The sequence below is a fragment of the Vibrio owensii genome, from assembly GCF_002021755.1.
GTDB lineage: Bacteria > Pseudomonadota > Gammaproteobacteria > Enterobacterales > Vibrionaceae > Vibrio > Vibrio owensii.
On record NZ_CP019960.1, the window covers coordinates 222,957 to 248,602 of the forward strand.

At 46.0% G+C, this 25,646-nt stretch carries 26 protein-coding genes; 18 read left to right on the top strand and 8 right to left on the bottom strand.

Annotated elements, in window-relative coordinates; translation table 11 throughout:
• The first annotated feature begins 5 nt into the window (after positions 1-5).
• Genes fliE through fliJ form a run of 6 tightly spaced genes read left to right on the top strand, consistent with a single transcriptional unit; the run spans position 6 to position 5,673 of the window.
• Positions 6-362: a flagellar hook-basal body complex protein FliE gene (gene fliE / locus A9237_RS17675; RefSeq protein ID WP_005435984.1), complete on the top strand. Its 357-nt coding sequence runs from the start codon at positions 6-8 to the stop codon at positions 360-362.
• A gap of 3 nt (positions 363-365) precedes the next feature.
• Positions 366-2,117, top strand: coding sequence for a flagellar basal-body MS-ring/collar protein FliF (gene fliF, locus A9237_RS17680; protein ID WP_032802161.1), 1,752 nt, complete (start codon positions 366-368; stop codon positions 2,115-2,117).
• Entirely contained in the window at positions 2,080-3,099 is a 1,020-nt protein-coding gene (locus A9237_RS17685) for a flagellar motor switch protein FliG (protein WP_009704996.1), read from the top strand. Before fliF ends, A9237_RS17685 begins: the two co-directional genes overlap by 38 nt.
• A gap of 4 nt (positions 3,100-3,103) precedes the next feature.
• The gene (gene fliH / locus A9237_RS17690; RefSeq protein ID WP_039987483.1) at positions 3,104-3,859 is read left to right on the top strand and encodes a flagellar assembly protein FliH; all 756 of its coding nucleotides are present in this window, start codon (positions 3,104-3,106) and stop codon (positions 3,857-3,859) included.
• Positions 3,852-5,201, top strand: a complete 1,350-nt coding sequence (fliI, locus tag A9237_RS17695) for a flagellar protein export ATPase FliI (RefSeq protein WP_041053994.1) — start codon at positions 3,852-3,854, stop codon at positions 5,199-5,201. The genes fliH and fliI overlap by 8 nt, the downstream gene beginning before the upstream one ends.
• A gap of 31 nt (positions 5,202-5,232) precedes the next feature.
• Complete coding sequence (fliJ, locus tag A9237_RS17700; RefSeq protein ID WP_078608854.1) at positions 5,233-5,673, top strand: flagellar export protein FliJ; 441 nt, start codon at positions 5,233-5,235, stop codon at positions 5,671-5,673.
• Here fliJ and A9237_RS17705 read toward each other — a convergent pair.
• The 3 genes from A9237_RS17705 to A9237_RS17715 all read right to left on the bottom strand — a co-directional run bounded on the left by A9237_RS17705 (position 5,668) and on the right by A9237_RS17715 (position 10,064).
• On the bottom strand, positions 5,668-7,884 hold the full coding sequence (locus A9237_RS17705; RefSeq protein WP_078608856.1) for an EAL domain-containing protein: 2,217 nt from the start codon (positions 7,882-7,884) through the stop codon (positions 5,668-5,670). The two genes, fliJ and A9237_RS17705, sit on opposite strands and share 6 nt — an antisense overlap.
• Before the next feature lie 123 nt (positions 7,885-8,007).
• Positions 8,008-9,009: a S1 family peptidase gene (locus tag A9237_RS17710; protein WP_174575004.1), complete on the bottom strand. Its 1,002-nt coding sequence runs from the start codon at positions 9,007-9,009 to the stop codon at positions 8,008-8,010.
• A gap of 140 nt (positions 9,010-9,149) precedes the next feature.
• Positions 9,150-10,064 (bottom strand): LysR substrate-binding domain-containing protein, encoded by a 915-nt coding sequence (locus A9237_RS17715; RefSeq protein ID WP_038895913.1) that lies wholly within the window; start codon positions 10,062-10,064, stop codon positions 9,150-9,152.
• A 143-nt stretch (positions 10,065-10,207) separates the two neighbouring features.
• Between A9237_RS17715 and A9237_RS17720 the strand changes: the two genes are divergently transcribed.
• The 7 genes from A9237_RS17720 to A9237_RS17750 all read left to right on the top strand — a co-directional run bounded on the left by A9237_RS17720 (position 10,208) and on the right by A9237_RS17750 (position 18,445).
• On the top strand, positions 10,208-11,143 hold the full coding sequence (locus A9237_RS17720) for a DMT family transporter (RefSeq protein ID WP_078608860.1): 936 nt from the start codon (positions 10,208-10,210) through the stop codon (positions 11,141-11,143).
• A 465-nt stretch (positions 11,144-11,608) separates the two neighbouring features.
• Positions 11,609-12,142 carry a fimbrial protein gene (locus A9237_RS17725; RefSeq protein ID WP_005436006.1) on the top strand — a complete coding sequence of 178 codons (534 nt, stop codon included), beginning with the start codon at positions 11,609-11,611 and terminating at the stop codon, positions 12,140-12,142.
• 58 nt (positions 12,143-12,200) lie between these two features.
• The gene (locus tag A9237_RS17730; RefSeq protein WP_005436008.1) at positions 12,201-12,941 is read left to right on the top strand and encodes a fimbrial biogenesis chaperone; all 741 of its coding nucleotides are present in this window, start codon (positions 12,201-12,203) and stop codon (positions 12,939-12,941) included.
• Between the two features lie 26 nt (positions 12,942-12,967).
• Positions 12,968-15,436 carry a fimbria/pilus outer membrane usher protein gene (locus A9237_RS17735; protein WP_078608862.1) on the top strand — a complete coding sequence of 823 codons (2,469 nt, stop codon included), beginning with the start codon at positions 12,968-12,970 and terminating at the stop codon, positions 15,434-15,436.
• Between the two features lie 2 nt (positions 15,437-15,438).
• A complete protein-coding gene (gene stbD, locus A9237_RS17740; protein ID WP_041053977.1) occupies positions 15,439-16,791 on the top strand; it encodes a fimbrial usher protein StbD in 1,353 nt (450 codons plus the stop codon).
• On the top strand, positions 16,757-17,485 hold the full coding sequence (locus A9237_RS17745) for a fimbria/pilus periplasmic chaperone (protein WP_167371691.1): 729 nt from the start codon (positions 16,757-16,759) through the stop codon (positions 17,483-17,485). The genes stbD and A9237_RS17745 overlap by 35 nt, the downstream gene beginning before the upstream one ends.
• 18 nt (positions 17,486-17,503) lie before the next feature.
• A complete protein-coding gene (locus A9237_RS17750; RefSeq protein WP_005436017.1) occupies positions 17,504-18,445 on the top strand; it encodes a hypothetical protein in 942 nt (313 codons plus the stop codon).
• An 8-nt stretch (positions 18,446-18,453) separates the two neighbouring features.
• Here A9237_RS17750 and A9237_RS17755 read toward each other — a convergent pair whose 3' ends face one another.
• Together A9237_RS17755 and A9237_RS17760 are read right to left on the bottom strand one after the other, a co-directional pair.
• Positions 18,454-19,161: an EAL domain-containing protein gene (locus tag A9237_RS17755; protein WP_078608864.1), complete on the bottom strand. Its 708-nt coding sequence runs from the start codon at positions 19,159-19,161 to the stop codon at positions 18,454-18,456.
• Positions 19,162-19,168: 7 nt separating this feature from the next.
• Positions 19,169-19,354: a hypothetical protein gene (locus A9237_RS17760; protein WP_033005232.1), complete on the bottom strand. Its 186-nt coding sequence runs from the start codon at positions 19,352-19,354 to the stop codon at positions 19,169-19,171.
• 255 nt (positions 19,355-19,609) lie between these two features.
• Here A9237_RS17760 and A9237_RS17765 point away from each other — a divergent pair, with 255 nt between their 5' ends.
• The 5 genes from A9237_RS17765 (at position 19,610) to A9237_RS17785 (ending at position 23,503) form a co-directional block, all read left to right on the top strand.
• The gene (locus A9237_RS17765; protein WP_005436019.1) at positions 19,610-20,050 is read left to right on the top strand and encodes an SRPBCC family protein; all 441 of its coding nucleotides are present in this window, start codon (positions 19,610-19,612) and stop codon (positions 20,048-20,050) included.
• A gap of 86 nt (positions 20,051-20,136) precedes the next feature.
• Complete coding sequence (locus A9237_RS17770; protein WP_039987536.1) at positions 20,137-20,889, top strand: phosphatase; 753 nt, start codon at positions 20,137-20,139, stop codon at positions 20,887-20,889.
• A gap of 100 nt (positions 20,890-20,989) precedes the next feature.
• The gene (locus tag A9237_RS17775; RefSeq protein WP_039840069.1) at positions 20,990-21,379 is read left to right on the top strand and encodes a cytochrome b562; all 390 of its coding nucleotides are present in this window, start codon (positions 20,990-20,992) and stop codon (positions 21,377-21,379) included.
• Between the two features lie 173 nt (positions 21,380-21,552).
• Positions 21,553-21,912, top strand: coding sequence for a hypothetical protein (locus A9237_RS17780; RefSeq protein ID WP_078608866.1), 360 nt, complete (start codon positions 21,553-21,555; stop codon positions 21,910-21,912).
• A 151-nt stretch (positions 21,913-22,063) separates the two neighbouring features.
• Positions 22,064-23,503: a PepSY-associated TM helix domain-containing protein gene (locus A9237_RS17785; protein ID WP_078608868.1), complete on the top strand. Its 1,440-nt coding sequence runs from the start codon at positions 22,064-22,066 to the stop codon at positions 23,501-23,503.
• A 51-nt stretch (positions 23,504-23,554) separates the two neighbouring features.
• On the opposite strand, the gene gloA2 is transcribed toward A9237_RS17785, so the two are convergent.
• From gloA2 to A9237_RS17800, 3 genes are all read right to left on the bottom strand, one after another.
• Positions 23,555-23,938, bottom strand: coding sequence for an SMU1112c/YaeR family gloxylase I-like metalloprotein (gene gloA2, locus A9237_RS17790; RefSeq protein ID WP_054824245.1), 384 nt, complete (start codon positions 23,936-23,938; stop codon positions 23,555-23,557).
• Between the two features lie 30 nt (positions 23,939-23,968).
• Positions 23,969-24,898 carry a LysR family transcriptional regulator gene (locus A9237_RS17795; protein ID WP_005384005.1) on the bottom strand — a complete coding sequence of 310 codons (930 nt, stop codon included), beginning with the start codon at positions 24,896-24,898 and terminating at the stop codon, positions 23,969-23,971.
• 77 nt (positions 24,899-24,975) lie between these two features.
• A complete protein-coding gene (locus tag A9237_RS17800; RefSeq protein ID WP_078608870.1) occupies positions 24,976-25,449 on the bottom strand; it encodes a hypothetical protein in 474 nt (157 codons plus the stop codon).
• Between the last annotated feature and the right edge of the window lie 197 nt (positions 25,450-25,646).

Below are 25,646 nucleotides of genomic sequence, written 5' to 3' on the forward strand. Positions count from 1 at the left end.
AGTAGATGGCAAGTCAACCAACTAATGCAGTCTCAGCAGAGCAATTAATGCTGTCTAAAATGGAGGCGATGCGAACGCAAGCTCAGCCACCTGAATTTGTTGTGAGTGCAAACCCGTTAGATCAACAGACTTTGAATGCACCGATTTCTTTCTCACAAGCGATGACCAATGTGCTCGACACGGTCAATCAACATCAATCGGTAGCAAGCCAAAAAATGACCGCAGTTGAAACCGGCGCGAGTGACGATCTGGTCGGTGCGATGGTCGCCAGTCAAAAGGCGAGCCTTTCTTTCAATGCTTTGATGCAAGTGCGCAACAAAGTGGTCATGTCCTTTGAAGATATCATGAAGATGCCGGTGTAACCCATGTCAGAACTATCCACTCAAGTGGCCGGAAATTCTGCAATGCATGCCGGCTCCACTCAGACTCTGTCCCCAAACCGTGGGATGGATGACGTAACCAATAAACTCAAGCAACTGTGGTCAAGCAGCCAACGTAACTTGGTATTGTCTGCGGTTTTAGCGGCCATTGTTGCGGCTATCATCGTGGTAGCGCTCTGGAGTTCTTCGCAAAGTTTCCGTCCGCTTTACAGTCAGCAAGAGCGTTTTGATATCGGCGAAATTGTGTCGGTATTAGAAACTGAAGGCATCAGCTACCGCATGCAAGAGCAAAATGGCCAAGTATTAGTTCCAGAAGGTGAAGTCGCCCGTATCCGCATGTTGCTTGCGTCGAAAGGTGTCAAAGCCAAACTGCCAACCGGTCTGGATTCATTGAAAGAAGACAGCTCTCTGGGTACGAGTCAGTTTATGGAAACGGCACGTTACCGCCATGGTTTAGAGGGGGAGTTAGTGCGCACTATCATGTCGCTGAATGCGGTAGCCAACGCGCGTGTGCACTTAGCGATTCCTCGTCAAACCTTATTCGTGCGTCAAAACACGGAAAACCCTTCGGCTTCTGTCATGTTAGAACTCAAGCCGGGTGAAGATCTTAAGCCTGAGCAAGTGGAAGCGATCATCAATTTGGTGGTTGGCAGTGTCACGGCAATGAAGCCAGAATTTGTTTCAGTGATTGACCAATACGGCCGACTACTTAGTGCTGACGTCGCTTCTGCCGAGGCGGGTAAAGTCAACGCGAAGTACCTTGAATACCAAAAGAGTGTTGAGAAGCAGATTATCCAACGTGCGGCAGACATGCTAACGCCAATCGTGGGGCCAAGTAACTTCCGCGTACAAGTTGCGGCAGACATGAACTTCAGCCAAGTCGAGGAAACCCAAGAGATCCTCGATAACGCACCAGTGGTTCGTAACGAGCACACCATTCAAAACAATTCCGTTGATCAAATTGCGCTTGGCATTCCTGGCTCTCTAAGCAATCAACCGCCAGTAACCGGTGAAACGCCAACCAACGATAGCCAGAACACCAATGCTCGCTCAGAGATCAACCGTCAGTATGCAGTTGGCAGTAGCGTGCGTCGTACTCAGTACCAGCAAGGCCAAATCGAAAAATTGAGCGTTTCTGTATTGCTTAACTCGCAAGCGGCACCAGACGGCGTTGCTTGGAGTGAAGCGGACAAAACTCAGATCTCAACCATGATCATGGACGCAGTAGGCATCTCAAATACTCGTGGTGACAGCCTAAGTTTGATGAGCTTTAACTTCACTCCGATTGAGATTGATGCGCCGCCAGCACTGCCTTGGTGGCAAGACCCGACGGTACAGCAGCCACTGCGCTACGTAATTGGCGGCATGCTGGGCTTAGCGATGATCTTCTTCGTGCTTCGTCCTTTGATCATGCACCTAACGGGCGCGGACAAACCAGCACCAGAGCTTGAATTTGCCGAGCCACAAGTGGAGCCGGAATACGACAACCTTCAGACACGTGAAGAGCGTGAGCGAGAAGAAGTGCTTAACCGCAAACTGTCGGAGAAAGGCATTGCCGTGTCGTCTGGCTTGGATGTAAACAGCGACATGCTGCCGCCAGCAGGCTCTCCACTCGAGATTCAATTGAAACACCTACAGCTTATTGCTAACGAAGAGCCAGAGCGTGTAGCCGAAATTCTGAAACAATGGGTAAACATCAATGAACACAGCGCAGTCGACGTCAAAGCAGACGCTTAGTTATGTAGAACAAACCGCACTTGTGCTGTTGGGCATGGGTGAAGATGCGGCAGCCAAAGTGTTGCAACACTTCAGCCGAGATGAAACCCAACGCGTCACACGTGCAATGGCGAAGTTGAATGGCATTAAGAGTGATTCTGCACGAGGGGTGATTCAACATTTCTTCGAAGATTTTCGTGAACACAGTGGTATTCGTGGTGCTTCAAAAGAGTACCTATCGAATACGCTGCGTAAAGCCTTGGGTAATGACTTAGCGAAAGGTTTACTCAATAATCTGTATGGCGATGAAATTCGCAACAACATGCAGCGTTTACAATGGGTAGAAGCAGAAACGTTGGCTCGCTTTATTGTCAATGAACACCCTCAGATGCAAGCTATTTTCTTGGCCTATTTGCCAGCAGACAGCTCTTCGGCGGTCTTAAAGCATCTACCTCAGGATTACCACGATGAAATCTTGTTCCGCATCGCTCAGTTGCAAGACATCGATCATCAAGTAGCGAATGACTTGCATGAACTGGTGGAACGTTGCATCGAGAAAGTGTCAGCAAGTCAAAGCACACCGCTTTCGGGCGTGAAACAAGCCGCAGACATCATTAACCGATTCGAAGGTGACCGCGCATCCTTGATGGAAATGCTCAAGTTGCACGACGAAAACGTGGTCAACGAAATCGAAGAGAACATGTTCGACTTTATGGTGCTTGGCCGTCAGCGCGAAGAAACCATGGATGCGCTTGTTCAGCAAATCCCGTTGGAATTGTGGGCGGTGGCATTAAAAGGCTCCGAGATTACCTTGCAGCAAACCATCAAACGTTCAATGCCACAACGCATGGCGAAAGCATTGGAAGACGATATGGAGCTGCGCGGTGCTGTGGTATTAAGCCGAGTACAACGCGCTCGCCAAGATATTATGCAGCTGGTTCGTGAGCTTGATGAAGCGGGCGAAATCCAATTGCTGCTTTATGAAGAGCAGACGGTGGAGTAAGGCAATGGCAGAAAGAGCAACCAACACCATGCGCTTACCACCGAGTGGCTACCGCTTACATCGTTTTCCGCCGCTAGCCCAGCCAGTGAATATTGAAGATGATTTCGCGCTAGATAATCAAGGTTGGCAAGATACCCAAGCGGATATTCAACAGCAGCTTGAAGCAGGCTTCCAGCAAGGTTTGCAGCAAGGCCATGATGAAGGGTTACGTCAGGGGCTTGATCAAGGTAAACAACAAGGATTGCTTGAAGGGCAGAAAGAAGGCTTCCAGAAGGGATTCATCTCTGGTGAGCAATCAGGTAAGCAAAGCTTTGTCGAAGCGGCGAAGCCAGTCAATGAACTGTTTCAAGCCTTGTCTCGTTGGCAAAATGACAAAGAACAACAGCAGCGTCATATGATTTGTGAGCTGGTGCAGAAGGTGGCGCAGCAAGTGATTCGTGCGGAGCTCACCTTGATGCCACAACAGATTCTGGCTCTTGTTGATGAAACCTTGTCAGCCATGCCGGGTAAAGCGGAAAGCGTGATTGTTCATCTTAATCCTCAGGATTTGGAGCGAATTACGCAAATCAATGCTGACCTACCAACGGCTTGGAAGTTAGTGGCAAACGCGGAACTACCCGTTGGTGGATGCCAACTTGTGACAGAAGACGCAGAAGCAGACGCAAGCTGCGATTCACGCCTGCAAGCCTGCATGGATAACGTAAAACAGCATTTGCTCGATGAAGTCTCGATGCCACAAGTAGAGACTGAACATGAGTAACACGTTGAGCCACGAACTGTTAAACGAGAGATTGAGTGATGCGTTGGCGTCACTCGATTCGATTCCTGTTGCGCGAGTGACGGGACGTTTGATTAAAGTGAACGGCTTAATGCTGCAAGCCGTCGGGTGCCGATTCAAACTTGAACAGCGCTGCCTAGTGGAAACGGCAGAGGGCGACATGATCGAGGCACAAGTGGTTGGTTTTGATCATACTGTGGCCTACTTAATGCCGATTCGCCGCTTAGGTGGCTTGTTTGCTGGTGCCAAGGTGATTCCCCTTGATGGCGACAGTACGGTTCAGCTCAGTTCACAATGGCTAGGGCGTGTAGTGAATGGGCTTGGCGAACCTTTTGATGACGGTGCGCCGCTTAAGGGGGGAGATCGTGTTTCACTTGAACCTAAACCGATCAACCCACTTAAGCGTCGTCCTGTTGATACGCCTTTAGACGTTGGCGTCCGCGCGATCAATGGTTTGCTCACCGTGGGCAAGGGACAACGCATCGGCTTAATGGCGGGCAGTGGCGTGGGTAAAAGTGTCCTGATGGGCATGATTACTCAGAACACCGAGGCCGATGTGATTGTGGTGGGCTTGATTGGCGAACGTGGTCGAGAGGTGCGTGAGTTTGTTGAACGAAACCTCACTCCAGAAGCGCGTAAAAAAGCCATTATCGTTGCCGCGCCAGCCGATGAATCTCCGCTCATGCGACTGCGTGCGACATTACTTTGCCACCGTGTTGCTGAGTATTTTCGCGACCAAGGCAAAGACGTCTTACTACTGATGGACTCATTGACGCGATATGCCATGGCACAACGTGAAATTGCCCTTTCTTTAGGTGAGCCGCCTGCCTCACGTGGTTATCCGCCTTCGGTATTCAGCGTATTGCCTCAGCTTCTTGAGCGAGCAGGTAACAGCGAAAACCCCCACGGCAGTTTAACCGCGATCTATACCGTTCTCGCCGAGGGGGATGATCAACAAGATCCAGTGGTGGATTCGGCGCGCGCAATTCTTGATGGACACGTGGTGTTGTCTCGTCAACTGGCTGAGCAAGGCCATTATCCTGCGATTGATATCAACGCCTCCATCAGCCGTTGTATGAACGCTTGTACTCATGAAGCGCACAGTACGATTGCGAATAACTTCCGTCAGCTTTACTCCAATTATCTGCAAGTGAAAGAGTTATTGCCTCTTGGTGGATACCAACCTGGGCAAGATCCTGAACTGGATCAGTCGGTTTCTATGTATCCGCATTTGCGTGCTTATTTACAACAGTCAGCCAATGAAGCGGTGGACTACCCAACCAGTTTGACGGCGTTAGCGCAGATGTTTCAAAGCGAGCAGTAATTGCTGCTTGATAAGCGGATTAAGGAATTAGATGGAGTCGAAACTTAAGGCGGTGGGCAAGCTGCAATTGATGGAAGAGAAGCAGCGAGACAAAGTCGGGCAGCAACTTGATGTCATGCGTCAGCGTCACTCCCACCTTACGATGCAACTAGCGCAACTTTCTGCCCTGAAGAACCACGCTGGACAATCCGCTTTAACCACGCCTGTGCTGAATAGTGCCGCGCTGATGAATCTTAATCGAGTAGACCAAATGCTACAAAAGATGTTGCGCCACCACGAACACGAACAAGCGGTGATGCAGGCGGAATGTGCATCGGTACAAAAGCACCTCGAATACAAACACGCCCGAGTTCAAGGCTTGGAGAGGGTGCTGGAACGTTGGCGCACTAAGCAAAACTACGAAAAAGCCAAGAAAGAACAAAAGCTGATTGAAGATATCATCAACTCTCGCTTAAAGCGCAAAGCCTTATAGCGTCTCCAACTCTGGCTGTTGAGCTTTGTGTGAAGCCTTAAATAACTCGTCTAAATACTCGCTCAAAGGTATCGGTTTCGCGACCCCATAACCCTGCGCAAAGTCGATGCCTAGACCTCTTAATATCGCAATGTGTGCGGTGCTCTCGACAAACTCTGCCACTGTTTCTAAATGCATTTCTTTTGCGACCGTCGCGATAGAGCTGACGATCAAACGGTCGGTTTCATTCTGCGTAATCTCACGAACAAACGCTCCTTCAATTTTAAGAATATCCAGTGGCAATCTGCGCAAGTACGCGAAGCTAGCGTAACCTGTTCCAAAGTCGTCTATCGCGATTTTGCAGCCCTGATTTCGCAAGTAATTCAAGGTTGCAATGGCTTGCTGTTCATTGATCAGGGCGGACGATTCGGTGATCTCAAAGCAAATCTTATTTAACGGAATAGAGAAGCTTTGAGCGCTTTCAATAATGCGTGCTGCAAGGTTTTCGGCACTGAGTGTTTTGGCGGTTAAGTTGATTGCACAGTGGCCAATCTCATCCCAATTCTTAACCTTGTCACTCAGCATTCGGAAGGTATTGAGAATGACCCAATGGTCGAGTTTGAGCTCCAACCCAAACTGATTAATCAATGGGAAAAATGCCGAAGGTGGTAGAACTTGACCATCGCGCTCTTTAAGGCGAAGGAGCACTTCAAAGCTGTGTTTAGACGGCTCAGATTCAGAAAGCTTCATGTATGGTTGGCAGAACAACTCAAACTGCTCGCGCTTAAATACCTGTTGAATGTGATTGAGTTTGTCCACGCGGTCCATCTCAAAAGATTGGATGTTGACCCAATGGATGCTGCTGTCATTCTGAGGTGGTTGATCGCACAGAATCGACACCACTTTCTCAATGTCTTGGTCTTGGCTAACGAGCGTGCAGAAGATGGTCGGCGACACCAATGCGACGGATGTGCCTCGCCAGTAGAATTGGAAGCTCTCTAAGTACTCGGCGACTTCGTTAAGGTCATCCTCTGCAGTATCTGAGTAATGGGTAAAGCTCAGCAGCCCTGTAGAGAAAGGCGGGCGATAGCAGCGATTGATGCTGTTGTTTCGTGAGTACAAAAACTCACTGAGTTGCATGATGAGCTGAGATTTTCCCTCATGTCCTAGATCGGTCAACATCGATAGCGTTGGCGTTAAGTCAAGGTAGATCAACAAGGAACGAGATTGATGACTGATGTCCTCTTTCAACTGAGCAATGTTCGAAAGCCCTGAGTATGGGTCGATACGCTCTGAGCGGATTTGTCTTTGTGTCATCTCAAACAGTTTCACTGAGTAGCCGCCAAGTAGGTAAGCTAACGTAGTGAGCACGGTAATAATGATCAGCAAGCCGTAGAACTGTTTGTCTCCAATCAATCCTTCATTGAAGTGACGAATACCGTCGTTAAGGATCAACAAAATAAACGGCGACCCGACAAAGAGTGGGCGAATCAAGCCGTGTTTTGCTAAACCAACTACGACAAGTAAGACGGCAAAGAAGCTCAGTGAATTGAGCATAAATGAAGAAGAAGAGAGTGCGGCAGCAAAGAAAATCGCGACGCAACTTACCAACCAAGTTATGTAGCTTTGACAACGGTTGTTAGAGACCCTCAAACGTTTATCCAGTGCAAGGTAGGACTGGGTATCGGTGTCGGTCAACAAACTGACCACTACGTACAAGATTGGCGTGACTAGCAATTGAGTTAAGTAGTTACCTAACGTGGCATAAAACAGAAAATCGGCACTCAAGAACTGGCCATCAACGAAGGTGTTGACCAACATCATCTTGGTGGTATTAACGAACGGAAATAAACAACCAATAATGATGAAAAACAGGCTGATCCGCCGTGCGGCAGGTTGATGAAGTGAACGACTGTTGAGATAGTGAAATAAGCTTGAAAACGCAAAAGGCAGTATGGGAACCGTGAGGGAGTAGAGCAATGCATGCTCAAAGCTTCGACCCGTAAAGAAGTAATAGGCCATCAAGCTCAATACAATCGCAGGTAAAGCTCGCCATTGGTAACGTAAAAAACTCACCACCATTACTGAGCTAACGACTGATATAAGCTGGAATGCATCTTTTTCAATGACGAACATTTGCGACAGTGCAAATCCGGCAAATACGGACAGGGTGACGCCAAGAGTCAGAAACAGCATCGCTTTGATTCGGCGAGCCGATGCAGCTTTATTCATGAGTTTGATCTGAAAATGGTTGGATAGCCGATAATAACAGTATTATCGGCTTGAGATGAACTGGAAAATAACGTGGATTAGAGTTTTTATTCTAAAAAATGTAACTAAGGATAAAGTTACGTGCTACAAAGACTTACGTCGTCTTGTCCAAGCCAGTAGGCCTCCTAAAGCGACCCAACCAAGTCCGATAGAACCCCCATCACTGCCATTATCACCGAAGTCATTACTTGTGGTGTCTTCTGGGTCAAAACCGGAATCTCCTTCACTGTGATAATCTTCGGTCGTGGCTAATGCGGCATCGTAAGTGGTCTTAGTGCCAGCGCTGGTTTGTGCCTCAATCCAAGGGGTGTAATTCAATACTTCAGTAAATACGCTAGGAATGGCAGGAGATTCGCAAACTGATGAGCCATAACTAACGATGCCGATTTGTTGATAATTACCGCTACCATCTTGATACGTTAACGGGCCGCCGGAATCACCACTACATATTCCCGTGTAAGCTCGGTTTGGGAAGCCGTTCGCACACAAACTTTCTTGAGAGTTAAAACCAGAAACCAGTGAAGAACATTGTGAGTCTGTAAGAGGTTGGATTTCTGCCCAGCGCAGGTAATTCGGTCCTGTCTCATCGTTGGTCGAGGTTTGACCAAGGCCAAAAATTTGGAAAACTGACCGGTTACTGTAGTCACCAAAGTCCTGTGGCAAAGTGATGGATTGGACGTTGTCTGTGATAGGGCGAGTCAGTTCCAGTATCGCGATGTCATTGATCCACAAGTCACTCGCGTTGTAATCGGGATGAATCGTGATAGAGCGTACGTCTTTGAACTCTTCGACAAACACATCATCCATGGTTGGGTTTTTGACTAACACGCGAAGATCATTGATTGTCCACCCGTCGGTGAATACATCCGATTCTACACAGTGTGCTGCCGTCATGATGTACCTGTCATTGACGATCGTACCGCCACAGATGTTGGCAAATTGACTTGAGCCAGTGCGGTGCAGTATAAGGCGCGCAAAGAAGGGGAGTTGATTAGCAGACGCTTGTTGCCCGCCAATAATAAACGTTTTTAAATCAGGGTCGTTACCGCTACTGGCGGTTTCTGCGGATCCAGACAGTGGCACCATGAGTAAAACGCCACTCATTAAGACATGATACAACCTCATAAAGCCATCCTTGGGTTTTGAAAGTACTCTTCTTACTTTATACCAATTCCGGCATTAATCTATTCACTTAAGAAACGAATAATTTTAATAAAGCCTATAGGTTACTCAAGGGGTTGTATATTGCTCTGACCAAACTCTTGTCGCAGCCAAGAGCGTAACAAGTGAAACGCCTCATGTTTAAGTTTGTGCGGCGGACAGACAAAGTAAAACTGCTGATAAGGATTGATGATTGGCTGGCCTAATTCTACGAGTTGGCCGTATTTGATGTCATCTTTTACAAATAGACGGTGCGTGACCAACAAGCCCAGTCGCCGTGTTGTGGCTTGCACGGCCTGAATCGACATATCAAAGGTGACCGGCTTTTTCCCTTTTGGACGTTCTATGCCGGTTTCTTCTTGCCAAACTTGCCAGTCGTGTTTGCGGCGGTCATTGGTGACTTCGATAATGGGGTAGGTGTTCAGAAGTTCTGGAATGTCATATGGGGCAGAGTGTTCGAGTAGTTCAGGGCTGCACACCAAGACCAACTCATCCTCACTCAGCTTCTCACAATAGTAATCTTGCCATTCAAGAGGACTGCCGTGCACCAAGGCGGCATCAATGCCTTCCTGTTCCAAACTGAATTGACCAATCAGGTTAGATAAGCGGATATCTAGTTGCGGGGCGAACTCTTGCAAACTCGACATTCGAGGTATCCACCAATGCAGGGCCAGTGAGTTGACCATATTAAAGGTAATGCGCTTGGAATTTTGGTCATGAATCAGCGCTTCTGTGGCATCGACAATCTGCTCAAGTGCAGGTGCGACTTTACGATAGTATTTTTTCCCTTCGTTATTGAGGCGAACTTGGCGACCAACTCGATCAAACAAAGGCTTGTTCACTTGGCTTTCTAAGGATTTGATGGCTTGGCTAACCGCGGAATGGCTAACAGAGAGCAGTTGAGCCGCTTCTGTCATGCTGCCAGTCTCTGCTACCGCAACAAAGGCATAGATTGACTTCAGTGGGACTAATTTGCGCATAGTGTCTTCACTCCTATTACCTTTGTAGTTAGCGGTAAGCTGATTCTTAATCTGTAAGTTTTTCTTACATTAGCGTTTAAAATAACTCGCTATTTCTGATGAACGCCTTTGCCTAAAATACTCCATGAATTAAGGAGTATCCAATGAAAGTCGAAAATAAACCCGTCATCTTTATGTTGATGTCTACATTAAGCTTATCTGTTACTGGACTGCTAGCGAAGCAGCTTAGTGATGATCTTTCGGTGACCCTATTCAGTTTCTTGCGCTTTTTCACTCCGGCGTTGATTTTATTGGTCATGCTGCGCTTCAAAAACCTGACTCTCCCTACTGGCAAGACTTTTAAACCCATTTTGCTTCGTGCCTTTTGTATTGGTATGTGTCAGTTGTGCTTTATCGCTTCTCTACAAACGCTCACCCTAGTCGAAGGTGTGGTGTTGTTTGCGACAGGGCCTTTGTTTATGCCTATCGTAGAAAAACTCTTTATGCGCGGACAGATTCGAATGTCGACCATAGTGGCACTGATTATGGCATTCACTGGGGTCATTCTGTTGGCTGGCGCAGATGGTGAATTTACATGGCGAGTCGACCTGTTATTGGGTTTGGCTGGCGGCTTGTTCAACTCAGGCTCGCAACTGACACTCTATAAAGCCAGTAAAAGTGACTTGTCGCCATTAGAAATCAACTTCTGGACGTTCGGTTGTGCTGCTTTACTGATATTGCCACTGATGCTTTTCAACGATACAAGTGTGTTATTGCACTCGCTTTCACTCCACGCGTTTGAAACACCGAATACATTGCTTGTCTTTTTGATGTCTCTTTTGATCATCAATACACAGGTCTTTCGTTCGAAAGCGTATCAATTGGCTAGCAGTGGCTCTCAACTTGCCCCGCTTATTTTCACCAATCTACTGTTTACCGCAGTATGGCAATGGATGTTTTTCGATGACCAAATGAGCCACAGACAAATATTCGGAATAAGCCTTATTGTGCTAGCAACGATATTAAACACCTGTTGGGTTCGGTTCTCTGCAACGTTTGAAATGCGAAAACAGAGGCACGGATTTACAAAAATTCACTAAAAAATAGAAGCGGAAGATATAAATCTTCCGCTTTTTTTATGTTTTTTCATCTCTGTCTTAGAACTTAGTACTCAGTTTGAATTAACAGTTTTTTATTTCCATAATGCATTCGTATGCAAGAATTTTATTCTTGAATTATATTCAGTTGAAGATCGAATTGACTGAAAATCGACGTAATCTCTCCTCTAAATCTGTAGCACATAAAATAACCATGACAGTTTTAAGTCATTTGTAGCTAAAGCCCTGTCGTATCTAAATTCCTTATCGATATTCTTATCAAATTAGACCAGTTGCTATGAAATTGGCTTATTAGCATTGTTATGGAAATGATTTATAAAATGCTAATTTGAGATTTTATTAGCCTGATAAATTAAATTTGAACTCAGGAAATGAGAGTTTGGTTCACAAAATAATGTTGAATCCCGAAGTTTACATTTATAAATCAAGATTAAAGGAAGATTTCATATGAAGCTCACTCAATTAGTTTCTATCTTAGGTTTCACTCTATTCACATCATCTGTACTTGCGGCATCTGCAAATACCATCACTTTCCAGGGTGAAGTTACGGATGAAACTTGTACGGTAGCGGTGAATGGTGAAAGTGCGTCTCCAGTGGTGTTACTGGAAACCGTGTCTAAATCGCAACTAACGACCAATGGTGATACTGCTGGCGGTGCTGACTTTGATATTTCTATCTCTGGCTGTACTGGCGACGTTGCAGGTGTTCCAAACATCTCGACTGTCTTTGTTGGCAACCAAGTAACGGGCAATGGAAACCTTGGCAATACGGGCAGCGCAACCAATGTTGAGATTCAAATCCTAGATACATCAGGGTCTGCGATTGATCTGACAGGTGGCTTTAAAGGCAGCAATGACCTAGCACTAGCGGCAGGTGAAACCTCAAATACTGCGACATACAGTGCGCAATACTACGCAACAGGTGCAGCAACGGCAGGTACGGTGAACGCGTCACTTCAATACGCGGTTTCTTACCAGTAATCAGTGTTGGGAGAGAGGTTCACCCCTCTCTCTAACCAAGCCAAATAACGAGGTGATAATGTTTTTGCGATTCTGTGTTGTCTTTATCACGTTAATTTCTGGCTTCGCTGCCCATGCCAATATTGTCATGACGGGAAGCCGAATTATTTACCCAGAAGGTGAACCCTTCGTTAACGTTTACCTAAAGAACAAAAGTCAAAACGTCTTCATGGTTCAGTCTTGGTTTGAGAACGAAGATGGAACCAAAGCGACTCAAAATGAAGTGCCATTTATTGTGCTGCCGCCAATCGCGAAAATCGAACCGCAGCAAGGCCAAACACTAAGAATAATCAAAGGGGTAGAAGGAGAGCTGCCCCAAGACAAAGAGTCTGTATTTTACTTTAATTTCTTGCAGATCCCATCCAATGCAGCCATCTCAAAAGTGGTTTCAAGTGGCAATAAGCTTGTCGTGACAGTGAAGCACAAAGTGAAACTGTTTTATCGACCATTGTCAGTGGTTAATTACAAAAGAAATTGGGTTGATGATTTTCAAATACAGCTCATTAAATATCATGATGGAATAGCTAAAATCCGCATTAATAATAATCAGCCATTACATGTTTCTTTATCATCAAGTATTTACTTTGAACATAAAGGAAAAAGATGGGCTACAGATGCGAAGATGATTTCTCCTTATTCATATAAGGACTTTACTTTCAACAGTATGGAAGTGAAGAAGGGTGAGAAAGTGGACTTGGTAATAACTACAATTAGTGATCAAGGAGCTTTAATACCTAAGCGCTACTCCATCCAATTTTAAAAACTATTTTAAATTTGGTGAGTGTTATGTTGTTCGTCAAACGTTCGTCTTTTATCTTTTCCTTGCTTGCTATCCCGCCAACCTTCGGTGAGGAACTGGCTTTTGACCCATCCCTTTTTCAAGGTGATGTCGATATAAAAAAGCATACGATTTCCAATGGTGCTTTTAACGGTTCTACGTTTGAAAATGGTCATCTAGTGGACCTGTATGTGAATGGAGAAATGATTGCTCAAGGCAGTGTGGTTTCTTCTGCTTTCAATAAGAAAACGAAACGCAAAGAACCCTGCTTTACGACACAGCAACTTGAGCTGGTTGGACTCAAAGTTGAGCCAAAAGGGAAAGCGAAATCTGGTTGCCACTTATTGTCAGAGATCGCTCCCATGGTGAAGTGGAATTACGACGAGTCAAATTTTCATTTGAACTTAGATATTCCCCAAGCCGCTATGGTCAACAAGCCACGTGGTTACATCGACTCAGAGAAGTGGGACGAGGGTATGACGGCTTTGTTCATCAAGCACAATACGAATTACTACCACAACGAGTATGACCGCTTGGAAGACAGCGATTATCTCTACAGTAATTTGAAAGTCGGGATGAACCTAGGCTTATGGCAATTTCGCCATGATGGTTACTTCCGTTATCTCGAGGATGAAACGAAATACACCACGTTAAACACCTATGTTCAACGTCCAATTGCATCGATAAATAGTTCGTTGCTATTAGGTGAGTCTTACACCAATGGGTCGATGTTTGGCAGCTTGTCATTCAGTGGTATTCAACTGTCGACAGACAAGCGCATGCTGCCGCAGAGTCAGCTTGGTTACGCCCCTGAGGTTCGAGGTGTCGCGGCGACTTATGCCCATGTGGTTATTAAGCAGCAAGGCAAAGTGATTAAAGAAGCCGATGTGCCCCCTGGTCCCTTTGTGATCAGCGATTTGAACGATACCAAGAGCGACGGTGAGCTAGAGGTATTCATTCATGAAGCAGACGGCAGCGTGAGTTCATTTAACGTTCCTTACTCGTCGGTACCACTGTCGGTTAGACCAGGGCAAGTGCTTTACAACACAGTAATAGGGGATGTTCGTGGTTATGAAGACGTTAGCAACTGGTTTGCAGAAGGCTCTATTCAACAAGGTGTGAATAACCGTTTAACGCTCAACTACGGTCTTCGCATGGGGAAAGACTATCAAGCTTACTTAGCTGGTGGTGTGGTTGCGACGCCGATAGGTGCCTTTGGTGTGAACAGTACATTCTCTTTCGCGCGAGTCTATGAGGAAGAAGAGTATCAAAGAGGTTGGCAAGTAGAGATGAACTACGGTCGCTCATTTGATACGGGAACAAACTTCTCCTTGTTGGCATACCGATACTCTTCCGAAAACTATAAGGAACTTGAAGATGTTCTCGGATTAAGAAAGCAACGCCAAAACACCAGTGATGACGATTACGACTATCAATCACAGTCACTAAACCAACGAAACAGGCTGACGATGTCGGTGAGCCAGTCGCTGAACGAGTATGGCACCATCAACTTAAGTGGCTCTTTGGTGGATTACTACGACGGTGATGAGAGTGTGGATTATCAAGCGAGCTACAACAATCACTGGAACAGCATTTCGTACAACGTCAGTGTTGGTCGTCAGTATTACTACGGCACACAGGATAGCGGTGACTACGAAAGTACAGTGGCGCTGGGTGTATCCATTCCATTTGATTTTTATGACCGTTGGTCAACATTTGGATTCAACCATACGCACAGCAAGTCGAACGAATCTTCGACGGCTAATGTGTCGGGTACATTGGGTGAAGATGCGCCAGTTTCCTATTCGGTTTATGCCGGTCGAGAAGGCGACAGTAATACCTATGGTGGCAGCTTATACACAAGAACTCCTTATGGCGGCGTTTCTTTAGCGTCTGCGAGTGGTGAAGACTACCATCGCCTGTCTGCTGGTATTTCTAGCACGGTCTTGGTGCATGGTGGAGGCGTGACTCTTGGTCCTTATACCAATGATTCATTTGCTCTGGTTGAAGCCAAAGGAGCGAAAGGTGCCAAAGTCATGAACGGGCAAGGCGCAAGAATAGATGATTCTGGCTATGCCTTACTGCCTTCTTTAATGCCTTATCGTTACACCGATGTGTCATTGCAAAGCACTGGGTTGGATAACGGCGCAGAGATTAAAACGGGCAGTCGCAAAGTGGTTCCGTATTCCGGTGCCGTCGTGAAGGTCAAGTTCGAAACCTTAAAAGGAAAAGCGGTGCTGATTAACACGACTCTGGATGAAGGGGGCATTCCTCCAATGGGGGCAGACGCGTTCGACCAACAAGGCATCAAAATTGGCATGGTAGGCCAAGCGGGACAAGTCTATGCCCGATTGAAAGAAACGAATAAAGAAGTGATTTTGCGTTGGGGAATGGGCAAAGAGTGTCACATTCGTTACACGCCACCTAAGTCTGACAAGGTCCTTCTTCTTACAGAACAAACCTGCATGATGAGGTAAACATGAACAATTCAATCAGGATGATTGGCCTATCCGTTTGGTTTGTAAGTGCATCAGTTTTTGCAACTTGTACCAAGCTGAACACAACGAATCAGAACTACTTGTCTGCGGAAGCGCAAAGCGCAGGCTATTACGTGAGTAATAATTTTGTTGGTGCCGCTGACGGATACTTTGGCCAGTATGGCTTGCCAAGTGTCATCAACATCAATAGCGGCAGCAACTTTCAGCCTTATGGCAGCGTACTCGCATCAGCAACAACGTCATTCTTAGGCGCTGCAAACCGCACGCCTTATGGAGATAAGCAAGTGTTATTTCGCTGTGACTTAACGGATAAGGACGACTTGTGGGAGTACTACTCGGTAAATGGTGACGATGGCTATGCGGGCCAGCATGACGTCCCCGATATTCCAGGAGCTTACTATTCGGATTATCGCTATGCCGCATTTCGTCTGACCAATTTAGCGACGGGTGAATACTACTCACGTTACTGGAAATCGAGAAAGCTCAACCCAGACGACATGTTTCAAGACAGCAATTACATCTATGTGCATGCCGGATTGTTCAGTGATGTCAGTGTTGAGGTTTTGAAAGTGACGGAAGAGCCGTACAAAAACTACGGTTTGAATTACGGTCGATACCGACCAACCGCACAACGTGTTCAAGGTTACATTGCGTTCAAAGGCGGCGGCCGAAGTGCAGGGCTGAGCGTTGGCTGTGACCACGGTGGAGGTTGCTACAGTGGCTGGTATGGCGATTGGCCTGGCGCATGGGGGTGGGCAAATCAAGTGACCTTCATCCGAGGCGCATTTTGCCAAGTCTCAGATTACACACCCGTGGTGACCATACCTAAAACAACGGCAGCGTCCTTAAATGGCGGCATACCTTCACAAGCCAATTTTACTATCGGCCTGTCGTGTGAACTTGATGCGGAATCAGGAACCACATCCAACACCAGCAGCAGCTTGACCGCAACAAGGCCAATAGCAATTGGATTGCTAGCGAATTCAGCTAACGCCGTTAGCCAAGCCGAGTTGTTGGGACTTAAAACAACAGGTGGAGGTTTGACGTACTTGCTAAGCAATGACTACGGCAATGCGGGCGTGGCGGAAGGTGTTGGTATCAAGATATATGACGACTCGGGTACCGCGATGAACTTTTTGCCAAGCCCGACTACCGGAACGGGGAATTCTGGTGGGTGGTATGGCTTTAAAGAAGTCACACAACTGGAATCGACAGGCACGTCTTTAGAAACATATCGAGGTCACTTTACGGCCTCACTAGAAAAAATAAGTGGCGAAACCGCCACCCCAGGGACAGTTTATGCACAAGCTCAAATTATCGTTACTTTTCAATAGCTTTATATGCTTGTTCTTTTTCATGGTTCTCAATCTTTGGATATCGACTGCGAACGCTGCTGTCGACATCGATAGAACCCGAATTGTAATGAATGAAGGGGACACAGAAGCCGGCTTTATGCTGGCAAACACTGGCAAAGGAAACGTGCTATTGCAGATTTGGACAGATACAGGGGATCTCACCGTTTCCCCTTCTGAAGTGGAGACGCCTTTGTTTGTTGTTCCGCCTATTTTCAAGATGGCGCCAGAGGAAGTAAGGGGAGCGCGTTTGTTACTTAATCGAGAAGATTTGCAGTTCGATGACCGTGAAAACTTGCTGTGGTTAAACATCTTTCAAGTAAACGAAGTGACAGATGACGCCAATGCAAACAGCCAAAAGATCGTTTTGCCATTGAGGTTGAGATTAAAAGTATTTGTTCGTCCCGAAGGGATTGAAAAACCGAATAAAAAATCCTTTGAGAAGATTCGCTTCGTACAGACAGGGGAGAGCATTAAGGTTGTCAATGAACTGCCTTGGTATGCGAATTTTCTCGCTATCAAAGTAGGAGAGGAGAAGTTTGAAAGAATCACTGTTGAACCTTTCTCCAGCATTAATCTAACGCTGGCTCAACAACTAAAAACACAACAAGTACAGTTTGACATCCTAGGAGATGACGGCAATACAACAAACTATAAAAGTACCTTGGTTAATTAGCATTTAAGTGGTGGATTTATGAATTACAAGTTTGAGAGGGAGCTCGCTTCTTGGCTAGAGGAAAAATCAATCTCTAGAAAAGAACTGATCGCGATTTTACAGCAAAATTATTACGAAGAATTTAAAGGTTTGGACACGATCACTTTGAGTCGTTGGTTGAACGGGAAAGTGGTGCCGCCTTTGTATAAACAGTTCTACATAGCACGTTCGTTGGAAGTGAGCTTGATAGATATCTTCCTTAATATCGACGAAAGCCAGCATAAATTTCCAGTGCGTTATGCGTCGGTTGTGGCTAACTTGGTAAAAGCATTCGACTTCTCGTTAACCGCGCTCTCGTACTACAAGGTGACAGAATGCGTTCGAAGTGAAGTGCGTTGTCAGACTTACTATGAGCATGTGGATACATTCCAAGATTTTTACAGCAATGTGTCCGCTCTAGAGGGCTTCATCAGTGAACTTTATGCGATGAAGACGGACATCAAATATCAATGTATTTTGTTGAAAAATAAGAGAGATGACATCGTTGGTCACTGGGCGGGCATCCTCAATTTGGAGAAGTTAAATAACCTACCAAGCTTTATTTCTATTCCTGAAAGTGAGCTCAAGCGCAGCTGCTTAGTGAAGCTGGGATACTCCATGAACTCGACTCACTTTTTTGAATTAGTGGTGCAGGCTATTTGCTATTACTTACTCGATCTTTATAAGACAAAAGACTACGTATACATGTTTGTTTCTGGATACCCAATTCTAGAACTGGCGAAAAAAGTGTTTAACGCAGAAGAAGTGAAATACTACCCACCGAAGGACAGAAGCCAAAAAGTCGGCTTATACCTTGTTAAAGTGGATATCGTTCGTTCCATTGCAAACCCAATTTTGATCCCTAAGGTCAAAAAGAAACTTCAATGTCTGCAAGATACCAGCAAAGATTGCAGCTTCTGTAATTTGAGACAGTTTTGCTAGCTCTCTCCTTATAGACTGACCGCTCGCGTATTATATAAGAACCCTTGTAAGCCCCAAAAAGGCACCTGATGTAGAGTGATATCGCTTCGCTCTAGGTGAGACTCGACCCGTTCAATGATCAGCTTTGTGCGGGTCCTCTTACTCAGTTCAATGACTTTGTTGTAGTAGTTGTCTTCGGCTGAGTGTTCAACTTTCACGAATTGATAGAATCCAGAAAGTAACTCTTGCTCTCTAAAATCAGCGTTAAGGTCATAATCATCCACGGCCAACAGCACTTTGTGGTCGCGGAGAAATTCAAAGCCTTTACGAACGCTAGAACAGTCTTTACAGACATTTCGTTCAGTGATTTCAATGACTAAATAGGCGTTAAGTGCTTCTAACGCGTTCTTAAGCATTACTAGATCGCACAATAGATACTTATCGCATAGATTGCTTCTCTCTAGGTTGATAAAGAGGTGCTTGCCGGCGAAGTCACTCACATGGCGATTAATGTATCGCTCTAATCGAGTGACTAACGCACGGCTTAGATGTGGATATTTTATTTCTCTTTTATAGACGTCGTTAGCAAGTTTCTTTGAGAGATTGATAGGGTCGATCAGAACTTCGTAGCCAAGGTTTGTTCCGTTTTCATCGACGATCTCTTGTAGCTTGTAATTGATATCAGAAAGGTTGATCTTGCTGTTTTTATTTAAGTAATCTTCAATCAAAAAGCACATTTGTCCGTTATTCCATTTTCTTGAACATGATGGTGATGAACTCCATCTCTTCATCGGAGATAAGTGGTTTCTCATCGAGTAGCGATTTCCTTTTAAATTCAATGACGCCTTTGATTTCGTGGAGCTGTTCTGGCCTCATTTCATTAATGCGTTGTTTTATGTAATTAAACTCGCTGTGTTCTACGCTATTCATGCTCATTCCATTGCTAGTGTATTACTGTGTCGCGGGTTGTTATCGACGAGGTAAATGTAATAAAAACCACTGAGCATTGAGATGGCACTTCTATATAAAAATGTCCTAAACTGCTAAGCCTTTCTAAGTGCTCATATTTCCCTGTCAGGTTGCACCATTGATGTCGGGCTTCGCAATTCTCCTTTGGTTGCCATTGAATTGTTTGATTTTTAATCAGAATGAACTAGCGTCAAGAAAGGAGCAGGGAGAGAAAATATGCTGACTTTAAACTATCATGTCGAGATTGCCGCGACGCCTCAACGCGTATGGAGCGTGTTGACCGATGTCGAACTATACAAGCGATGGGCGCAAGCCTTTTCACCTCAGTCTCAATTTGATGGTGCATGGGAAGAGGGAAGTGACATTACTTTCTTTGACCCTGATATGGGCGGGACAAGGGCGATCATCGATACGGTGCTGCCGCTGCAAAAACTCGAGTTTCATCATGTTGCCATTTTTAACCCGGATAATCGGCAGCAGTTGGATGGGGATTTGGCATCTAAGTGGATCGGATCGCGGGAGATCTATCAGATCGAGACGATAGAAGATCGCTTGTTGCTGAGTATCACCATTCATACTCACAGTGATTTTGTGTCGATGTTCAATCATGGTTGGGAAAAGGCACTGCCGTTAATCAAGCTCATCAGCGAAGAGTAAGGTTAGATTGCGGGTCAATTTGGGCTGACGACAGGTTGCTTGTGGGTATACAATAGCCGCCAATTTGCGCACCAAGAGAGTTGATGATGGAATTTAAGGTTGATACCCACACGCATACGTACGCCAGCGGCCACGCTTATAGTACGTTGATTGAAAACGCGAAATCGGCAAAAGAGAACGGGCTGGATATGTTCTGCACGACCGACCACGCTGAATCAATGCCGGGTGCGCCTCATTACTGGTTCTTCTCTAACCAGAAAATTCTGCCTCGCTTTCTTGAAGGCGTTGCGATTATTCGTGGCGTTGAATCTAACATTATGAACACCAAGGGTGAGATCGATATTCCAGATAGCGTTGATCGCAATTTGGATTGGGTGATTGCTAGCTTTCATGAGCCAGTGTTCCGCCCAGCAGATAGTGCTACGCACACTGAAGCGCTGTTGAACATCATCAAAAATGGTCGTGTTGACGCGCTAGGCCATTTGGGTAACCCCAACTTTGACTTCGATTTTGAAGCCGTACTGAAGTGCGCTAAAGAGCACAATGTCGCGATTGAAATCAATAACACCACATTGAAAGGCAACAGCCGTGTTGGCAGTGTAGACCGTTGCCATGAGATTGCCCAAATCGGTAAAGAGCTCGGTGTCTTCTTCACCACAGGCAGTGATGCGCACTTCTGCCACGATGTGGGTAACCTGAGCTTGGTAGGTGAGTTAATGGATAGAGTTGGCATTGATAGCAGCAAGGTTATTACTCACTCAGCACAACAATTCTTGGCCTTCTTAGAGCTGCGTGGTCGTATGCCAATTGCAGAGTATGACGAGATTCGCAACGCATAAACTTGATTACATTTTTGGTTATGCAAGTGTTAAGGGATTGCTTTACACTGCTCGCATTAAAAAGCCGACTCAGAATTCGGCATTCAATGGAGAAGTGAAGATGTTACGTCCTTTAGTGTTGGGGTGTGTAATTGCGTTAGGCTCAACGTACGCAATGGCAGAAGCCGTCGACTTAAAACAAAACATGAAGCAGATGAAGATGGAATTCAAACAGGCGGCAGAAGCGTCTGATGTTGAAACCATGAAATCTGCGATTGATAGCTTGCAAGCGATCGTTGAACAATCTAAGCGTGGTAATTACCCACCAGAGAAGTTCGATATCTACCTAGAAGGCTTTAATAAGCTGACGGTAACGCTAGATAAGATTGAAGCAGATCTTGATGCAGGCAAGCTAGAAGAAGCGAAAGAGCAACTGCGTGAAATCGATAGCCTTCGTGAAGAGTATCACGACAAACGCAACCCAAGTATCTGGAGCAAACTGTTTAGCTAACCGTTTATCCAACTTGAAGAAATGACCATAGGCCTGCCACTTCGGCGGGCTTTTTTGTGCCTGTCAATCGAGGTATTCAAGAAAACCTGTGAGGTAGCAGCCACTTATTGATCCTGTTTTTGAGCTACCACTCAGAATTAGTTACGCTGTGTGAAATTTGTTAAGTCACCGTTATGCGTAGATTAATTCCTTTTTACCGCTCGATGTTATTTGCTAGTGCTCTCAGTTGGGCGCTAGTGACGCTGATGCCTGTTATCAATGCTCATGGTAACAGCATGGGCGTGTGGGCGACGTTATGTACGCTTAACGGTTTTGAGTTGGTTCAAATAGAAGAGGGCGACAATTCTGTCAGCCACAAAGGTAAGCCTTGTCCTTTTAGCCACTTCTCGACTTTTCATCACGATACACTTCCAACGACACCAATACTCTCAAGACTGAGCTTGGTGATTTCTGACAGCTACGCTTATTTGGCTCTAAGTGTGCGATTTGAAACACCAGTTCCTCGAGCGCCGCCAGTTTCCCTTCTCTCATAACAAAAACAATTACAAGTAAAGTCACATAACACTGCCACTTCGAGCAGTGGTACTCCCAAATCTAAGTCAAATAGCGCCGCATACGAATGCGTATGTGCAGGATGCGTTTGGCTGAATTTGGGTGTTCAACAATGAAAAAAGGAAAATACACATGTTGAGAAACTCGGCAAAGCCTCAACTCAAGGAAGCCTCACGCGCAAAATCCATCTACTTTATGACGTGGCGATGGCACTTCTACGCAGGTTTGTTCGTCATTCCATTTATGCTCATGCTTTCCCTCACGGGGTTGGTGATGTTGTTTGATGATGAAATCGAACTGGCTCGATACGAAGCGACATTACAAGTTTCACCACAAGAGCAAATAGTTCCTGTCTCTGCACAATTGGAAACCGTCAAGCAGGCGTATCCCGATTTTAATGTTACTCAATTTGTACCTGCTAAAACGGCCGATATTGCCAACCGATTCTCGATTCAAAACCAAGAAGGCAGCTCGCTGATTGTTGCAGTAAATCCTTACACAGGAGACGTACAAGGCACCATTAATCGTGGTGATAGCATCTATGAACTGATGAACAGCATTCACGGTACGCTGCTCATCGGCGACCTAGGCGACCGTTTAATTGAAATCGCCGCAAGTCTGGGGATTTTGCTGTTGGTGTCTGGTTTGTACCTTTGGTTACCGAGAGACAACGCCAGCCGCGCCGGCTTTTTGAAAATTCGCCTTAACAATGGCCCTCGAATTTTGATGCGTGACCTGCATGCGAATTTAGGTGGTGTACTGTCGCTTGTTCTGTTGTTCTTTTTGATTTCAGGATTGTCGTGGGCAGGGATCTGGGGGGCGCAAATGGTGCAAGCTTGGAATACCTTCCCAACCTATTACACATGGGGTGAGAAACCGGAATCCACACTGACACATAAAGATCTTAACCACGGTGTTTCAGAAGAGATGCCATGGAACTTAGAGCTCGCTGCTGTACCAGAGTCGAAAGATAAGCCCGCTCATGATCATGCCAATATGAAGGAAGAGATGGCATACGCAGGCAGTCATGATGCGCTCTCCATTGATGATATCATCCTCAAGGCTGAAATGATGGGCTTTACGGGCTATAAGCTGTTTTTGCCACGCTCTGAGACGGGCGTTTATACCGTTGCCGCTAACTCTATGGGTGGCGATATCTCCGACCCAAGACAAGATCGCACCAGCCACTTTGACCAATATTCCGGTCGCTTGTTGGTGGATGTAACGTGGCAAGATTACAGCCTATTTGCCAAGTTCATGGCGGCAGGTGTGTCATTGCATCAAGGTGATGTCAGTGTGGTTAACAAAGTGCTCAACGTAGTGTTCTGTTTGGCGTTCATTTTAATCTCAATCACAGGTGTGGTGATGTGGTGGATTCGTAGACCAAGTCGCAGTGCCGCATTGGGCGCACCACCTAAGTTTCAGCAAGACGGCATTTGGAAGCTTGGTTTAGTAACTTTGGTAGTATTGTGTCTGGCGTTCCCGATGGGCGGTTTGGCGATTGTTACGGTCCTCACTCTGGATTGGTTGTTGTTTAACCGCGTTGAGAAGCTGAAAACGGCGTTGAATTAGTAACAGACAAAGAGTGGAATAGTAGAAGAGCCAGCGAAGTGCTGGCTCTTTTTATTTCTGGTAAATTTCCAGTGGCAAGCCATCTGGGTCTTGGAAGAAGGTAAAAGCTTTGCCTGTGAATTCGTCAATACGAATTGGCTCAACTTCAACGTCATTCGATTCTAGGTAGGCTTTCACCTGTTCAACATCATCAACCAAAAACGCGAGATGTCGCAGCCCTTGTGCTTCAGGAAAGCTCGGTCTCTCTGGTGCGCTCGGAAAGCTAAACAGTTCCACTTGGCTACCGTCAGGTAAAGCGAGGTCAAGCTTGTAGGAGTCTCTGGCTTCACGATAGTTTTCAGCAATGACTTTCAATCCCAACACTTCAGTGTAAAAGCGTTTTGACCTTGGGTAGTCGCTGCAAATGATCGCGACGTGATGAATGGCATTAAACATGGTTAGCCTCTTCAAACATGGCTCGTATCCTCAAGCATGGTTAGTATCGTCGGAGACTAAATGCTCCTTAACGAAGTCGATAAACACGCGCAGACGAGCAGGCATGTATTTGGTTTGTGCATACTGCATCGCGATAGCGCCATGGTAGTTACTCTTGATCATCCAATCCGGCAATACTTCCACCACTTCCCCTTGCTCTAATGCGTCTTTGATCACGAAGTCATGGAAGATCCCAATTCCCAAGCCAGACTTAACCCCGTTCAAGCGCATTTGAGAATGGTTGACGGCGTAGCGTCCACTCACGGCAATCGAGTGGAAAGCTTCCTCTTTAAAGAACGACCAGATATTGTCTTTGTCATTCTCGGCAAGGTAAATACAGTCGTGCTGCTCAAGCTCGGTTGGATGCTCAGGCATACCGTGTTTGGCTAGGTAATCTGGAGAGGCACATAAAACGAGATTGGTCTTGCTGATCTCTTTGAGTACTAGATTCTCATCGGGTTTGTCGGTGAGCTTAAACGCGACATCAATACCTTGGCGGAACAAATCGATCTCACCATCTGCTGCACGCAGCTTAAGCTGAATGTTTGGATAACGTTCTAGGAATGGCAACACAAATGGCTGAAGCACCGAATTAAGAAATGCTTCAGGGGCTGCCACTGTGAGTGCGCCTGTTGGCTCGGCATGATCTTCTGCAGATAGCTCAACGGCTTGCTGCGCGGCATTCACCATTGCGATGCTTTGGTCGTAAACCTTTTGCCCAGCTTGAGTGATGATCAACTTACGAGTCGTGCGCTCAAACAGTTTGACCGAGAGGGCTTGTTCCAACCGTGTGATCAACTTACTTAAAGCCGATGGCGTCACGCCGAGTTGTTTGGCTGCAGCGGTAAAACTGCCTTCGTTTACCACTAAGATAAACGAAGCAAGATCAGGAAGTAGGGCAATGAGTTTTGGATTAACCATAATTGTTCAGTTCTGCGCAGCGGAATAACGATATTGTCTGGTACGGTTTCACGAGGTTCAAGTGTCACCGTCTCGCTTTAACGATATTTTGCCAAAAATGCATTGAGTGCAGGCAAGCCAGATTCACCAGTATGGTATTGCTGCCAACAGTGATAAATGGCCGTTTCGTGGTCTGCAATCAACTCGATAGCTTCTCGCTCAGCGATTGAATACTGGTGTGAAGCTTTCACTTCTTCATGCCACTCTCGATACTTGACCTCATAAGGTTCTACCCACTTCAGAAGAGTCGCCACCAACTCTTGCCATGGTAAACCAATCCACTTGGTTGCATCTGCCAAGCCTTTATCCAGCATCTCTTGGTGTCGACTTTCGATATCCATGCCATTTGTTAGCAGTACAGGTTTGAGCTTTTCTGCGGTGAGTTCTTCCACTTCAATCAAGGTTTGCCACAGTGTTTGTTGTTCACTTTGGGCGTAATGGCTCAAGTAGTGGTTGAAAAAAGCGATGCCGTAGATTTCGCCGTAGTAGGCAGACAGAACGTTATGAATCATGCTGAGAATCGTGATTTAAACAGAGAATACCGCATTGTAGGAGGGGAAAGCGCGACGTGTAAATACCTGATTAAGAGTAAAAAAGTGCTGCTGGCAGAATTCGAACAGAACTTGTGAGAATTTTATGAGAATTCGATGAAGTTGCTGATAGATTTGCTCGTCATTCTTAGAGGCAAGAACGCAAAACGTTCGAAACG

Excerpts from the sequence above, each read along its gene's own strand:
- fliE (WP_005435984.1), top strand. The coding sequence starts at position 6 with ATGGCAAGTCAACCAACTAATGCAGTCTCAGCAGAGCAATTAATGCTG.
- fliF (WP_032802161.1), top strand. The coding sequence starts at position 366 with ATGTCAGAACTATCCACTCAAGTGGCCGGAAATTCTGCAATGCATGCC.
- A9237_RS17685 (WP_009704996.1), top strand. The coding sequence starts at position 2,080 with ATGAACACAGCGCAGTCGACGTCAAAGCAGACGCTTAGTTATGTAGAA.
- fliH (WP_039987483.1), top strand. The coding sequence starts at position 3,104 with ATGGCAGAAAGAGCAACCAACACCATGCGCTTACCACCGAGTGGCTAC.
- fliI (WP_041053994.1), top strand. The coding sequence starts at position 3,852 with ATGAGTAACACGTTGAGCCACGAACTGTTAAACGAGAGATTGAGTGAT.
- fliJ (WP_078608854.1), top strand. The coding sequence starts at position 5,233 with ATGGAGTCGAAACTTAAGGCGGTGGGCAAGCTGCAATTGATGGAAGAG.
- A9237_RS17705 (WP_078608856.1), bottom strand. The coding sequence starts at position 7,884 with ATGAATAAAGCTGCATCGGCTCGCCGAATCAAAGCGATGCTGTTTCTG.
- A9237_RS17710 (WP_174575004.1), bottom strand. The coding sequence starts at position 9,009 with ATGGTGCCACTGTCTGGATCCGCAGAAACCGCCAGTAGCGGTAACGAC.
- A9237_RS17715 (WP_038895913.1), bottom strand. The coding sequence starts at position 10,064 with ATGCGCAAATTAGTCCCACTGAAGTCAATCTATGCCTTTGTTGCGGTA.
- A9237_RS17720 (WP_078608860.1), top strand. The coding sequence starts at position 10,208 with ATGAAAGTCGAAAATAAACCCGTCATCTTTATGTTGATGTCTACATTA.
- A9237_RS17725 (WP_005436006.1), top strand. The coding sequence starts at position 11,609 with ATGAAGCTCACTCAATTAGTTTCTATCTTAGGTTTCACTCTATTCACA.
- A9237_RS17730 (WP_005436008.1), top strand. The coding sequence starts at position 12,201 with ATGTTTTTGCGATTCTGTGTTGTCTTTATCACGTTAATTTCTGGCTTC.
- A9237_RS17735 (WP_078608862.1), top strand. The coding sequence starts at position 12,968 with ATGTTGTTCGTCAAACGTTCGTCTTTTATCTTTTCCTTGCTTGCTATC.
- stbD (WP_041053977.1), top strand. The coding sequence starts at position 15,439 with ATGAACAATTCAATCAGGATGATTGGCCTATCCGTTTGGTTTGTAAGT.
- A9237_RS17745 (WP_167371691.1), top strand. The coding sequence starts at position 16,757 with ATGCACAAGCTCAAATTATCGTTACTTTTCAATAGCTTTATATGCTTG.
- A9237_RS17750 (WP_005436017.1), top strand. The coding sequence starts at position 17,504 with ATGAATTACAAGTTTGAGAGGGAGCTCGCTTCTTGGCTAGAGGAAAAA.
- A9237_RS17755 (WP_078608864.1), bottom strand. The coding sequence starts at position 19,161 with ATGTGCTTTTTGATTGAAGATTACTTAAATAAAAACAGCAAGATCAAC.
- A9237_RS17760 (WP_033005232.1), bottom strand. The coding sequence starts at position 19,354 with ATGAATAGCGTAGAACACAGCGAGTTTAATTACATAAAACAACGCATT.
- A9237_RS17765 (WP_005436019.1), top strand. The coding sequence starts at position 19,610 with ATGCTGACTTTAAACTATCATGTCGAGATTGCCGCGACGCCTCAACGC.
- A9237_RS17770 (WP_039987536.1), top strand. The coding sequence starts at position 20,137 with ATGGAATTTAAGGTTGATACCCACACGCATACGTACGCCAGCGGCCAC.
- A9237_RS17775 (WP_039840069.1), top strand. The coding sequence starts at position 20,990 with ATGTTACGTCCTTTAGTGTTGGGGTGTGTAATTGCGTTAGGCTCAACG.
- A9237_RS17780 (WP_078608866.1), top strand. The coding sequence starts at position 21,553 with ATGCGTAGATTAATTCCTTTTTACCGCTCGATGTTATTTGCTAGTGCT.
- A9237_RS17785 (WP_078608868.1), top strand. The coding sequence starts at position 22,064 with ATGTTGAGAAACTCGGCAAAGCCTCAACTCAAGGAAGCCTCACGCGCA.
- gloA2 (WP_054824245.1), bottom strand. The coding sequence starts at position 23,938 with ATGTTTAATGCCATTCATCACGTCGCGATCATTTGCAGCGACTACCCA.
- A9237_RS17795 (WP_005384005.1), bottom strand. The coding sequence starts at position 24,898 with ATGGTTAATCCAAAACTCATTGCCCTACTTCCTGATCTTGCTTCGTTT.
- A9237_RS17800 (WP_078608870.1), bottom strand. The coding sequence starts at position 25,449 with ATGATTCATAACGTTCTGTCTGCCTACTACGGCGAAATCTACGGCATC.